General features: G+C 56.0%; 6 protein-coding genes and 1 CRISPR repeat array. Of the genes, 5 read left to right on the top strand and 1 reads right to left on the bottom strand.

Annotated features, from left to right (window positions below; all coding sequences use genetic code 11):
* Positions 1 to 52: 52 nt before the first annotated feature.
* Positions 53 to 1,732, bottom strand: a complete 1,680-nt coding sequence (ettA, locus tag C2L71_RS09305; protein ID WP_103265492.1) for an energy-dependent translational throttle protein EttA — start codon at positions 1,730 to 1,732, stop codon at positions 53 to 55.
* A gap of 358 nt (positions 1,733 to 2,090) precedes the next feature.
* Here ettA and cas9 point away from each other — a divergent pair, with 358 nt between their 5' ends.
* The 5 genes from cas9 (at position 2,091) to C2L71_RS09330 (ending at position 13,221) form a co-directional block, all read left to right on the top strand.
* Entirely contained in the window at positions 2,091 to 6,206 is a 4,116-nt protein-coding gene (gene cas9 / locus C2L71_RS09310) for a type II CRISPR RNA-guided endonuclease Cas9 (RefSeq protein ID WP_103265493.1), read from the top strand.
* On the top strand, positions 6,196 to 7,071 hold the full coding sequence (cas1, locus tag C2L71_RS09315; RefSeq protein WP_103265494.1) for a type II CRISPR-associated endonuclease Cas1: 876 nt from the start codon (positions 6,196 to 6,198) through the stop codon (positions 7,069 to 7,071). Before cas9 ends, cas1 begins: the two co-directional genes overlap by 11 nt.
* Positions 7,072 to 7,097: 26 nt before the next feature.
* Positions 7,098 to 7,406 carry a CRISPR-associated endonuclease Cas2 gene (gene cas2, locus C2L71_RS09320; protein WP_103265495.1) on the top strand — a complete coding sequence of 103 codons (309 nt, stop codon included), beginning with the start codon at positions 7,098 to 7,100 and terminating at the stop codon, positions 7,404 to 7,406.
* Entirely contained in the window at positions 7,403 to 8,083 is a 681-nt protein-coding gene (csn2, locus tag C2L71_RS09325; protein ID WP_103265496.1) for a type II-A CRISPR-associated protein Csn2, read from the top strand. The genes cas2 and csn2 overlap by 4 nt, the downstream gene beginning before the upstream one ends.
* 54 nt (positions 8,084 to 8,137) lie before the next feature.
* Positions 8,138 to 11,790: a CRISPR direct-repeat array (repeat unit 36 nt; unit sequence GTTTTGGAGCAGTGACAAACTGACTGGTAGTCAAAC).
* A gap of 447 nt (positions 11,791 to 12,237) precedes the next feature.
* On the top strand, positions 12,238 to 13,221 hold the full coding sequence (locus C2L71_RS09330; protein WP_103265497.1) for a helix-turn-helix transcriptional regulator: 984 nt from the start codon (positions 12,238 to 12,240) through the stop codon (positions 13,219 to 13,221).
* The last annotated feature ends 5 nt before the right edge of the window (positions 13,222 to 13,226 follow it).

Genomic DNA, 13,226 nt, shown 5'->3' on the forward strand with positions numbered 1-13,226 from the left:
TTCTCCAACCGGTAGCCCCGCTTTCTTGTGTCGGAAGCGGGGCTGCTGACGTTTAATCACGCGTGAGCTTGCGATGGACGCGGTGCGGACGGGAAGCCTCCTCGCCAAGACGCTCCACACGATTCTTCTGGTACGCCTCGAAGTTGCCCTCGAACCACGTCCAGGTGCTGGGGTTCTCGTCGGTGCCCTCCCAGGCCAGGATGTGCGTGGCCACGCGGTCGAGGAACCAGCGGTCGTGGCTTGTGACCACAGCGCAGCCGGGGAAGGCCAGCAGCGCTTCCTCCAGGCTGGCCAGTGTCTCGGTGTCCAGGTCGTTCGTGGGCTCGTCGAGCAGGAGCAGGTTGCCGCCCTGCTTGAGCGTGAGCGCCAGGTTCAGGCGGTTGCGCTCGCCGCCGGAGAGCACGCCGGCCGGCTTCTGCTGGTCGGAGCCCTTGAAGCCGAAGCTGGCCACGTAGGCGCGGCTGGGGATTTCCGTGTCGCCCACAATCATGAAGTCGTTGCCGCCGGAGACGACCTCCCACAGCTTCGTGTTTGGATCGATGCCCTCGCGGTTCTGGTCGACGTAGCTAATCACCACGGACTCGCCAATGTCGAGCGTGCCGCCGTCGACCGGCTCCAGGCCCATGATCATCTTGAACAGGGTGGACTTGCCCACGCCGTTCGGGCCGATAACGCCCACGATGCCGTTCGGAGGCAGGTCGAACGACAGGTCGTCGATGAGCACGCGGTCGCCGAAGGCCTTGTGTAGGTGGCTCGCCTCGATGACCTTCGCGCCCAGGCGTGGCGGCACGGGGATCTGGATCTCGTTGTAGTCGAGTTTCTTGTTCGCCTGTGCCTCGGCGGCCATTTTTTCGTAGGCGGCAAGACGCGCTTTGCTCTTGGCTTGGCGGGCCTTCGGGCTCGAGCGCACCCATTCGAGCTCCTTCTTCAGCTTCTTGGCAAGCTTCTCCTGGCTTTGGCCCTGCGCTTCGATGCGGGCGGCCTTCGTTTCAAGGTAGGTGGAGTAGTTGCCCTTGTAGGGGAAGAGGCTGCCGCGGTCCACCTCGCAGATCCACTCGGCCACGTTGTCGAGGAAGTAGCGGTCGTGCGTGACGGCGAGGACGGCGCCTGGATAGCTGCGGAGGAACTGCTCGAGCCAGAGCACCGATTCGGCATCCAAGTGGTTCGTAGGCTCGTCGAGCAGCAGCAGGTCGGGCGCCTCGAGCAGCAGGCGGCAGAGCGCCACGCGGCGCCGCTCGCCGCCGGAGAGGTGCGTGACCGGCTCGTCGGGGTCGGGGCACTGCAGTGCGTCCATGGCCTGGGAGAGCTGGCTGTCAAGGTCCCAGCCGTTCGCGGCGTCGATCTCGGTCTGGAGCTGGCCCATCTCCTCCATGAGCGCGTCGAAGTCGGCGTCGGGCTCGGCCATCTCCATGCCGATGGCGTTGAAGCGCTCCACCTTCGCGAAGATGTCACCGAAGGCCTGCTTGATGTTCTCGAGGACCGTCTTATCCTCGTCAAGCGGCGGCTCCTGTAAGAGGATGCCCACCGAGTAGCCCGGCGTGAGTTGCGCCTCGCCGTTCGTGACCTCTTCGAGTCCGGCCATGATCTTGAGCAGGGTGGACTTGCCCATGCCGTTCGGCCCCACGACGCCGATCTTCGCGCCGGGGTAGAACGACAGCGTCACGTCGTCGAGGATGACCTTGTCGCCATGCGCCTTGCGGGCCTGGTGCATCTGGTAAATGAATTCTGGCATGTCGTGCTTTCTGGTTCGGGGTTGTTCGTGCGAGGGATATTGTCGCACGAGTTAGGACGTGTACTCTACGGTAATTTCCCTGATGCATACGATAATCGCACGTCCCATTGGAGTGCAACGGGGCTTCGCACGAGGTTGTGGCGCGCATAGCGTCTCAAAATGCGGTTCAGTTAGCGCAGGGGTTTGATTGGAATAATAGCAGAGGGCCCGAAAGGGCCCTCTGCAGTGAGTCAAAGTGCCGCCTCCGCGGCGCCCCGAAGGGCAGGTAAGGCTTAGCCTTTATTTTGACTCGCAGTGACATCTTGACTGGTATCAAGATGTGATCCATTCTATCAGGTATATCCTGAAAGGGGAACCTATGAATCTGCGCAACGTCGAATCATATCAAATCGGGTTGGATATCGGAACGGGATCGGTAGGATGGGCGGTGCTCGATGACAAAGGCGATCTTTGTCGCTTCAAGGGTAAGCCGACATGGGGGAGCCGCGTGTTCCCGTCGGCGCAGACCGCTGCCGACACGCGGGTGCATCGCGGTCAGCGCCGCCGCTACGACCGTCGGCGCCAGCGGCTCGATCTGCTGCAAGGGCTTTTCGCCGAGGAGATGGCGAAGGTCGACCCGGAGTTCTTCATCCGCCTGAACCAGGCGCGCCTCTTGCCTGAGGATCGCGACCCGGCCCACGCGGCGTATCGTTGGCCGCTTTTCAATGACGGCGACTTCACCGAGGCGGACTACTACCAGCGCTTTCCTACCATATACCACCTGCGCGCCCATCTGATGGAGTCTGATGAGAAGGCCGACATACGCCTTGTCTACCTGGCGTTTCACAACATCGTGAAGCATCGGGGGAATTTCCTGCACCAGGACAACCCTGCGCTCAGCGCGAAGAACGCCAATATGGGGGATGCGGTTGGGGAGCTGTGCCATGCGCTCGGGGAGTGGTGCGCGAAGTACGATGTCGAGTGCGCATGCAACCAGGATGCGCTCGCGAGGATCTTGAGCGACGCATCGTTGCAGGTTGCCGAAAAACGGGAACAGGTCGAAAATGCGCTCGGAATAGAAAAAGAGTACAAGAAGCTCGAGAAAGCCGTTTCTGCAGCCGTCGTCGGATATGCAGCTGAGTTCTCGCATATCTTTTTCGCCGATGCAGAAGGCAGCAAGTTCGCGCTATCCAACGACGAAAAGGTCGAAGCGTATGCTTGTCCAGATGAAGGCCGTGATCTCTTTGAAGCGATGCAAAAGGTCTATTCGTCCTACGTGTTGATGAGTATACTGAGCGAGGCGCAAGGCGAAATGCTTTCGTTATGCAAAGTGCGGGAATACGATCGCTACGGCTGCGATCTGGAAACGCTCAAAGACCTGGTGCGTGCCTATGGACCTGAACGGTACGACGAATTCTTCCGGGGATCGTTCTACGAGGGGACGCATGACTACGATCCCGGAAAAGCGAAGGGCTACACCAAGTACAACCTGGGTACGAGCAAGCTTTCGCATGAAGACTTTCTGAAAGAAGTTCAGAAGCTCCTGATGGACATCGGAGCGCAGGCGGACAAACGGTATGCGGCCATCGAGCGCGCCATCGAGGCGGGCACGTTTCTGCGCCGCTTGAAGACCAGCGATAACGGCACGATTCCCTATCAGCTGCATCGGGAAGAAATGCTGGCCATCATTGAGCGACAGGCACCGTACTACCCCTTTCTTGCGAGCGAGAAGGATGAGCTTGAATCGCTCGTGACGTTCCGTATCCCTTACTACATTGGGCCGCTCACGCGGAAGAACGCCGCAGTCGATGCCAGGGGTGAGACGCGTTTCGCGTGGTCGTCGCGCAAGCCGGGGATGGAGAACGAGCGCGTCTACCCGTGGAACTGGGAAAAGGTCATCGACAAGGACCAAAGCGCCGAAGACTTCATCCGCCGCATGACCGGCACGTGCACGTATTTGAAGGGCGAGCCGGTGCTTGCGCGCTGCTCGCTTGATTACGAGATGTTCTGCGTGCTGAACGAGCTCGCCGGGGCGCGCTGGACGCAGGATGGAGACAAGAGCTACCGGTTTGACACGGCCGACCGCCTGGGTATCGTGGAGGATCTCTTCAAGAAGCGCAAGCGCGTGACCTACGAGGCGGTGGAGAAGTGGCTGGCGAAGACGCACGGGCCGGAGGGTGGCAAGTCCGTCGGCGGCGCGTACCACGTGTCGGGGGGTCAGGGCGAGGACGCGTTCGAGTCGCAGCTCTCCTCGCACCGCGACTTCTGCAAGATTCTCGAGGTCGATGATCTTTCCGAAGCGGATGCCATCATGGCTGAGGACGTCATTTTGTGGAACACCGTGTTCGAGGATCGCTCCATCTTGAAGCGTAAAATCAAGCTCGCCTACGGCGACCGCTTGAGCGATGCGCAGATCCGCAAGCTCTGCAAGAAGCGCTACGCTGGTTGGGGGCGGCTGTCGGCCGAGCTTCTGCGCGGGCTGCGTAGCGCCACCGACAACGGCCCCAAAACCATCATGGATATATTGCTGGAGGGCGACCCGAACCATGCGCGCCGCATGGGGGCGGCCATGAACCTCATGGAGATACTCCATGACGACCTGCTGGAATTCCAGGCGAAGATCGACGAGCGCAACCGCGAGCGCGCGCTTGAGTCTGGCGGGATGACGGTCGACGAGGTGACGGGCTCGCCGGCTCTGCGGCGTGGCATCAACCAGGCGCTTCGCGTCGTGGATGAGATCGCGCAGATCGCCGGCAAGCCCCCTGCGCATATCTACATCGAGGTGACGCGTGACGAGGATCCTCGCAACAAGGGTAGACGAAGCACGAGTCGCTACAAGGCCTTGGAAGCGGCGCTCGCCAGTTTGAAGGGCCAATATGCTGACGTGTGCACCGAGCTCAAGGAGCGCGATCCGCGCGCTCTCGATGACGAGCGGCTGACGCTCTACTTCATGCAGTGCGGCAAGTGCATGTACTCGGGAAAACCGCTGGATATCAATAAGCTATCGACCTACCAGGTCGACCATATCTTGCCCCAGTCGTACACCAAAGACGACAGCTTCGAGAACAAGGTTCTGGTGTACGCGGACGAGAACCAGCGCAAGCTTGACTCGTTACTGCTGGACCAAAAGCTTATCGGGCGCATGCAGGGATTCTGGCGCACGTTGCGCGATGCAGGACTCATCGGCGACAAGAAGTTCAACAACTTGACGCGCACGAGTGTGGGCGACGAGATGATGAAGAAATTCATCAACCGCCAGCTGGTGGAGACGAGCCAGATCGTGAAGCAGGTGCAGCAGCTGCTTCAGACACGCTATCCTGAAAGCGACGTGCAGCCGGTGAAGGCAGGCGTTTCCCACCAGTTGCGCGAGCAGTGCAGGCTTGCGAAGAGCCGCGAGATCAACGACTTCCACCATGCGCACGACGCCTATCTTGCCTGCCAGGTAGGACGGTTCATACGGTATCGCCATAGCGCCGTGTACAGCGAGCCGGTGAAGATGGCCGCGGTGGTGAGGCAGTTCATCAAGAAGCAGGCTGACGATTATCGCCGTACCCGCGAGATGCCGGGCTCGGCTGGGTTCATCGTGTCGAGCTTCCTAACGCCTGGCTTCGACGTGGAGACGGGGGAAGTGTTCCGCGACGCCTGGAACGCCGAGTTCGAGATAGACCGCATCAAGCGCTGTTTCGACTACAAGGACTGCTTCATCTCGCGCATGCCTGAAGAGACGCATGGGGCGTTTTGGGATGCCACGATCTATTCGCCGAAGATGGCGGGCAAGACGCTCAATCTTCCTTTGAAGAAGGGGCTTGATCCGCAAAAGTACGGCAGCTATTCGCGCGAGCAGTTCGCGTACTTTTTCGTGTACGAGGCAACCAAGCCGAAGAAGAACCAGCGGGTGCTTGAGTTTGCGCCGGTGCCTGTACGTGTGGCATCCGCGCTCGCAAGCGATCCGCAAGCGTTGGACAACTACGCGCGCGAGCTTGCGGAGGGGGCAGGGCTCGTGTTCGAGCGCATCCGTCGGCGGAAGGTGTACAAGTATCAGCAGATTATCATCGGTGATTCGCGGCTGTACATCACGGGGAAGAAGGAGGTTCGTAATGCGCAGCAGTTCGCCTTCTCTCAGGACGAGACGGAGCTGATCTGGCGTATTGAAAAGAGCAAGGATTGCTCGCTGGATGAGTTGCTCGGATTGCTTCGCTCTCTGCAGGGCAAGTATGCTCACTACGCCTCTCGGTTGGGCCAGCAGATGAAGGTGGCTGAAATGGAGGATGCATTCGCGAAGGCAAGCGATGCCGATCAGCGTCGGGCGCTGCTCTCTTTAGTGTCGATTGCGGCTGCGCATACGAACATGATCGATTTGTCGTCGGTTGGCGGCTCGAAATACTCGGGATGTATGAACGCTTCGTTCTCTAAAGAGCTCTCTGCAGGTAAGATCTGCTTCGTAGATTCTTCGGTAACCGGCATGTTCGAGAGGCGTGAGACGGTTGGCCTTTAGAACCATCTTCATCGAGAGCCAGTGCCGATGCAGCTATCAAGGCGGCTACCTCGTGGTGCGGAAGACGGACGACACGAAGAAGATCCACCTGTCGGAGATATCGTCCATCATCTTGCAGAACACGCAGGTGTACTTGAGCGCGTACTTGCTGGCCGAGTTGGCGAAGTGCAAGATATCGCTGGTTGTTGCCGACGAGAAGTGTAACCCCATCGGACAATATCTCCCGTTGTACGGCGCGCATAACGCAAGCAAGCGCGTGACGGAGCAGCTCTCGTGGGGTGAGCCGATCAAGAAGCGCGTGTGGCAGCAGGTGGTCAAGGAAAAGATTCGCCAGCAAGCGCGCGTGCTCGAGGAAAGAGGGCTCGCGGAAGCTGCGAAGTCGCTCTATGCAAGTCGCGACGAGGTGCGGTCCGGCGACACTACCAACCGGGAGGCCCATGCGGCGCGCCTGTACTTCGCCGCGGTGTTCGGCCGCGGCTTCTCGCGCGATGATGATGTCCCGGTCAACGCGGCTCTGAACTACGGGTACGCCGTGCTACTCTCCATGGTGAATAGGGAAGTGGTTTCGCGCGGGTACTTGACGCAGTGCGGAATCTGCCATCGCAGCGAGTACAACCAGTTCAACTTCTCATGCGACTTGATGGAGCCTTTCCGGCCCATCGTCGACCGCTTGGCGTACGAGTACGCGCAAGAGCTTTTCGATCAGGACGTACGGCGTTTGCTGGGCGATTTGGGAAATCGCGTCGTGGTGTACAAGGGAGGCTCGTACCGCCTACATTCGGTGGTTTCCCTTTTCGTGCAAGACTGCCTCGCGGCGCTCAACAAGAACTTGGCGGTGTCTGAGATCGAGGGCTTCGAGCAGTGATGGGCGCTCAGGAGAGGATTCGGTACATGAGGGTGTTCGTGTTCTTCGATCTGCCGGTTGACACGGCGACGCAGCGGAAAGAGTATCGGCTGTTCCGTAAGTACCTTATCAAGGAAGGGTTCCTCATGTTGCAGGAGTCGGTGTACGCGAAGCTGGTGGTGAACGACGCGCAGGCGGGTGCTGCCATCAATCGCCTGCGACAGCACCGTCCTCCGGCTGGGTTGGTGCAAGCGCTTAAGGTGACGGAGAAGCAGTTCGCCATGATGGAATTCATCACAGGCGTGCGACAATCGTACGATGAGCTTGATACGCTGGAAGGATTCGTGGTGCTATGAACCTCGTGCTGTCGGGTTTCTCCGAAGCTCTGGCCTTGGGAAACGACAAGGTATCGGTGCTGGAGGTGCATAACCGCCGGTTGTTCGCGCGAATTTGTCAGTCACTGGCGTCCGAGCTTGATGACGAGGCGCTGGAGCCGTACGCTTTGTGGGATGGCGAGGATCGGCGAAGCTCCAGGAACCGCTTCTTGTTCGTGTTCGATCCCTTCGAGCTTCCCTGGTCGGAGAAGGCGCTGCTTGGCGAGGTGCACGAGCGCGTCGAGGAGATGTTTTTGGCCGAAGACGACGTGCGGCAAGAGATCGAGGCGGCGGGACGGGCCTTGTCGGAGCGAGTGGCATCGTTGGGACTTCGGCTTCAATCGGACTATGCCTTTGAAGTACAATGGGAAATGCGAAAGTATCTGAAGGCATTTGATTTCAGCGTCGAGGTTGATCCTTCCGACGCGCTCCTTGATAACCTGATAAAGTTTTTGAAGCTCGCGTCTGATGCGTCCTTCGATAAGCAGCTGGTGTTCGTGAATCTGAAGACCTTTTTAGAGCCGGATGAGGTGCAAGAGTTCTATCGGCAAGCGGTTTTTTCTAAGTTGAGCGTGCTGCTGCTTGAGAATATCCCGGATGAAGCGAGCTTTGAGTATGAACGAAAAATGGTTATTGACCTGGATTTTCTTCAATCATGAAGATGCCAGCCAGTCAGTTGTCCGTCCTCCTGCAGAGAGGATTTTGCCCTAACGGTTTTGGAGCAGTGACAAACTGACTGGTAGTCAAACTTTCGCGTGTTTACGGTCGTAGCCTGATAGTTTTGGAGCAGTGACAAACTGACTGGTAGTCAAACATTCAGCAGGTTAAAATTATTAAGGGGGTGTTTTGGAGCAGTGACAAACTGACTGGTAGTCAAACCCCACGCACTCGACCTTCCTGTTCCTCACGTTTTGGAGCAGTGACAAACTGACTGGTAGTCAAACACGCCGGCATCGAAGCCGTCGTGACAGAGCGTTTTGGAGCAGTGACAAACTGACTGGTAGTCAAACCCAGACGTACAGCATGGATTTGCCAGCTTGTTTTGGAGCAGTGACAAACTGACTGGTAGTCAAACCTTGCTGCACGAACTCCGACACCTGCTGCTGTTTTGGAGCAGTGACAAACTGACTGGTAGTCAAACTCCACGCTGGTGTACGGCTACACGCAGCTGTTTTGGAGCAGTGACAAACTGACTGGTAGTCAAACCACCTATGTCACGATGGATACCGCTATCGGTTTTGGAGCAGTGACAAACTGACTGGTAGTCAAACCGTGGCGGTGGACTTCGACGGCGTCCTGTGGTTTTGGAGCAGTGACAAACTGACTGGTAGTCAAACGTGCTCCGTCGTGTACTGCCACCACCACTCGTTTTGGAGCAGTGACAAACTGACTGGTAGTCAAACCCCGACGCGTCACAGAGCGGCGGCCCGCGGGTTTTGGAGCAGTGACAAACTGACTGGTAGTCAAACGCTTTCTACATTGCTTCACAGGCCTTGTTGGTTTTGGAGCAGTGACAAACTGACTGGTAGTCAAACTGATGCAACGGATTGAGCATCAAGCACCTTGTTTTGGAGCAGTGACAAACTGACTGGTAGTCAAACCCATAAAGGCGATGTCTTGCCGTTTATTGGTTTTGGAGCAGTGACAAACTGACTGGTAGTCAAACCTAACTACAGGGAGAGCGAAAGGCACTCCGTTTTGGAGCAGTGACAAACTGACTGGTAGTCAAACCGGCCTTGACGCCGGCGCATACAACCTTGAGTTTTGGAGCAGTGACAAACTGACTGGTAGTCAAACTGCTTCGCGCTTCTATGCAACTCCCTTGAGTTTTGGAGCAGTGACAAACTGACTGGTAGTCAAACTCGTGTTCCACAGTGTGATGACGGCTGCAAGTTTTGGAGCAGTGACAAACTGACTGGTAGTCAAACATCATGTGCGGAAAATGCTACGGAAAACTCGTTTTGGAGCAGTGACAAACTGACTGGTAGTCAAACCACTCAAGTTATATTGCCAGTAACTTCCCTGTTTTGGAGCAGTGACAAACTGACTGGTAGTCAAACTCATTCTATCGATGGCGGAACAACTTATAAGTTTTGGAGCAGTGACAAACTGACTGGTAGTCAAACATACTGTTCTGAAAATATCAGACAGGCTTTGTTTTGGAGCAGTGACAAACTGACTGGTAGTCAAACCCAGGATCCGGTCGATCTCCGACCGTGATTGTTTTGGAGCAGTGACAAACTGACTGGTAGTCAAACATCAGGCTTGTCAGATGGGAGCGCGAGAAGGTTTTGGAGCAGTGACAAACTGACTGGTAGTCAAACAGACACGTCCGCCACCACAAACATGGCAATGTTTTGGAGCAGTGACAAACTGACTGGTAGTCAAACCAGCTCCTCTGCCGGTAAGGACTACGCGATGTTTTGGAGCAGTGACAAACTGACTGGTAGTCAAACTCGCCCGCGCGCTTGTAGAGGCGAACTGCCTGTTTTGGAGCAGTGACAAACTGACTGGTAGTCAAACTTGGAGCGAGGACGGGAGCCTGGTTGGCTCGTTTTGGAGCAGTGACAAACTGACTGGTAGTCAAACCTTAATGGTGTTGATACAACCAACTTGCTGTTTTGGAGCAGTGACAAACTGACTGGTAGTCAAACTCGCATTCGGTATGTCCCAAAAAGTATTTAGTTTTGGAGCAGTGACAAACTGACTGGTAGTCAAACGGTGACATATCCGCGAAGCTCGCGGTGCTTGTTTTGGAGCAGTGACAAACTGACTGGTAGTCAAACGCTCCGTCGCTTCAGCCGAAAACACGAGGTGTTTTGGAGCAGTGACAAACTGACTGGTAGTCAAACCGCCGAGTCGCAGGGAAACATACCCAGGTTGTTTTGGAGCAGTGACAAACTGACTGGTAGTCAAACCCGTCTTTTATTTCACTACTTATTAGGAGGTTTTGGAGCAGTGACAAACTGACTGGTAGTCAAACAACCAAATGGCACATACCATTCTACACGTTGTTTTGGAGCAGTGACAAACTGACTGGTAGTCAAACACTTGCACCGTCAACTACTCGCATGCTTCAGTTTTGGAGCAGTGACAAACTGACTGGTAGTCAAACGACGAGTACACGAGAGGAGCATGACGATGAGTTTTGGAGCAGTGACAAACTGACTGGTAGTCAAACCGCGCTTCCTAGTCCGTTCGCCCTGTTGTTGTTTTGGAGCAGTGACAAACTGACTGGTAGTCAAACTGACGCGTCGGGCACTATGCAGGGCATGGCGTTTTGGAGCAGTGACAAACTGACTGGTAGTCAAACATCTTCCAGGGCGCCACCAATGAGAAGTTGTTTTGGAGCAGTGACAAACTGACTGGTAGTCAAACAGGAAAGCACACAGGACAAGGAACCGTCAGTTTTGGAGCAGTGACAAACTGACTGGTAGTCAAACAGCGCGCAAAATGCCGCTACTCTCGAATTCGTTTTGGAGCAGTGACAAACTGACTGGTAGTCAAACGACACCATGGCGACGGCAGTGACTATCGACGTTTTGGAGCAGTGACAAACTGACTGGTAGTCAAACTGCCAACTGGTTCAAGGAGCATGAAGGCTAGTTTTGGAGCAGTGACAAACTGACTGGTAGTCAAACGCGGGCCTGAGCCGCCCGAAGCCGCCTAGTGTTTTGGAGCAGTGACAAACTGACTGGTAGTCAAACGAGCGCACGTGCCGACTCGAAGGCCAGTACGTTTTGGAGCAGTGACAAACTGACTGGTAGTCAAACCAGCTGAAGAAGTCGTGGGCTACGTTGATCGTTTTGGAGCAGTGACAAACTGACTGGTAGTCAAACTAAAAGGAGGAACTAGGATATGGAAGACAGTTTTGGAGCAGTGACAAACTGACTGGTAGTCAAACTGTGTCCGACGTGCTGCTGATGACGCAGAAGTTTTGGAGCAGTGACAAACTGACTGGTAGTCAAACCAATTGAATCATAATCATCTGTAGGATAAAGTTTTGGAGCAGTGACAAACTGACTGGTAGTCAAACATCAGGCTTGTCAGATGGGAGCGCGAGAAGGTTTTGGAGCAGTGACAAACTGACTGGTAGTCAAACCCTCATAGCTCTGTGCTTCGCATGCCACAAGTTTTGGAGCAGTGACAAACTGACTGGTAGTCAAACTCCGAATGCGCGGCGCTGCTATCTAGTTTTGTTTTGGAGCAGTGACAAACTGACTGGTAGTCAAACCAAATCCGTCCGCTACGCGCTCAGGTTGCCGTTTTGGAGCAGTGACAAACTGACTGGTAGTCAAACGGAACAGCTTGTATGGCTTGTGCTGCTTGGGTTTTGGAGCAGTGACAAACTGACTGGTAGTCAAAAGCTGCGCGAGGTCGGCTTGCATAGTTGTCAGTTTTGAAGCAGTGGTGAACATTGTTACCTACAATCACCCGCAAGCGGTCATGCCCTTCGTCATCGACAGAATGACTTCCGGCTAGCGTGGGCGCAGAGGCTCGCATGACGATGACGAACAACGCGAGTGGCGGTCTTATAGCGGGCTAGAATTCCGACTAGAGCTGCTCGTCGAGTGCGTATCGATCGGCCTGAGTAGCGGGCTTGTGACTTTTGGGGTAGCGACATTGCTGATATGCTTCTAGAAAGTTTACGCCAGACAGTAGCATTTTCTCCCCTAGACAATATTAGCCGGCTTTAGCTATTCCAGCAGTAAATCATAAAACCAGATGAGGTTGCTATAGGCGGATACTGTACAGATGGTCTATACTCCGCATCGGAGGAGTGGAGGGCGACTCGATCGCGAGGAGGACTCTCATGGCTGTCAACCGTCAGAAGCTCAAGCTGCTGTACCTTATGCGGATGCTCGAGGAGGAAACAGACTCCGAGCAGGGTCTCACGATGGCGCAGATTCTCGAAAAGCTCGAAGAGCAGGGCATCTCGGCCGAGCGGAAGTCCATCTATCGCGATATCGAGGCGCTGCGCGAGTTTGGTGTGGACGTCCGCACGTATCAGCGCGCTCCGGTCGAATACGCGGTAGAGCATCGCGACTTCGCGTTTCCCGAGTTGCTGCTTCTGGTGGACGCTGTGCAGAGTTCTCGGTTTCTTACGCAACGCAAAAGCGACGCGCTTGTTGAAGGTGTGAAAAGGCTTGCTTCGAAGCGTCAGCGCGCGCTGCTCGACAAGCGCGTGCATGTGGAGGGCCGCATCAAGATGCAGAACGAGTCGGTGTTCTACAGCGTCGACCGCATTCAAGAGGCCATTGCGCGCAAACGCATGATCTCGTTTTTGTACTTTAAGTACGATGCCGCCAAGCGCAAGAAGCCGCAGCATGATGGTGGGCGTTACCTTGAAACGCCCGTGCAGCTTGTGTATTCGGATGGGTACTACTACCTAGTCACCTTCAACGAGAAGCATGACGACTTCGCTACGTATCGTGTTGATCGCATGGACCGTATCATGGTGATGAACGAGCCGGCGCTCAGAAACGAGCGCATTGCGACGTTCGATACGCGTGAATTGGAAAGCCGTGCGTTCGGCATGTACCGCGGCGAGCCCGTCTCGGCAACGTTGCTCGTGAACGAGGCGGCGATGGGTGCTGTAATCGACCGTTTCGGCAAGGAGGTCGATTCCGTTCCGGCGGACGCAGGCGAGGCGCGTGTCCACGCCGTCGTCATGAAAAGTCCTGCGTTCTTCGGGTGGCTCGCCCAGTTCGGAAGTCGCGTCCGTGTCGAGAAGCCGACCTGGCTCGCGCACGAGTACCGCGACTACCTCGCAGATATCGTGACGGCGTACGAATGAGCGTT

This window comes from Enteroscipio rubneri (assembly GCF_002899715.1).
GTDB classification, from domain to species: domain Bacteria; phylum Actinomycetota; class Coriobacteriia; order Coriobacteriales; family Eggerthellaceae; genus Enteroscipio; species Enteroscipio rubneri.

Bases quoted from the DNA above. Each gene is read 5' to 3' on its own strand.
- csn2 (WP_103265496.1), top strand. From the start codon at position 7,403: ATGAACCTCGTGCTGTCGGGTTTCTCCGAAGCTCTGGCCTTGGGAAAC.
- cas9 (WP_103265493.1), top strand. From the start codon at position 2,091: ATGAATCTGCGCAACGTCGAATCATATCAAATCGGGTTGGATATCGGA.
- ettA (WP_103265492.1), bottom strand. From the start codon at position 1,732: ATGCCAGAATTCATTTACCAGATGCACCAGGCCCGCAAGGCGCATGGC.
- C2L71_RS09330 (WP_103265497.1), top strand. From the start codon at position 12,238: ATGGCTGTCAACCGTCAGAAGCTCAAGCTGCTGTACCTTATGCGGATG.
- cas2 (WP_103265495.1), top strand. From the start codon at position 7,098: ATGAGGGTGTTCGTGTTCTTCGATCTGCCGGTTGACACGGCGACGCAG.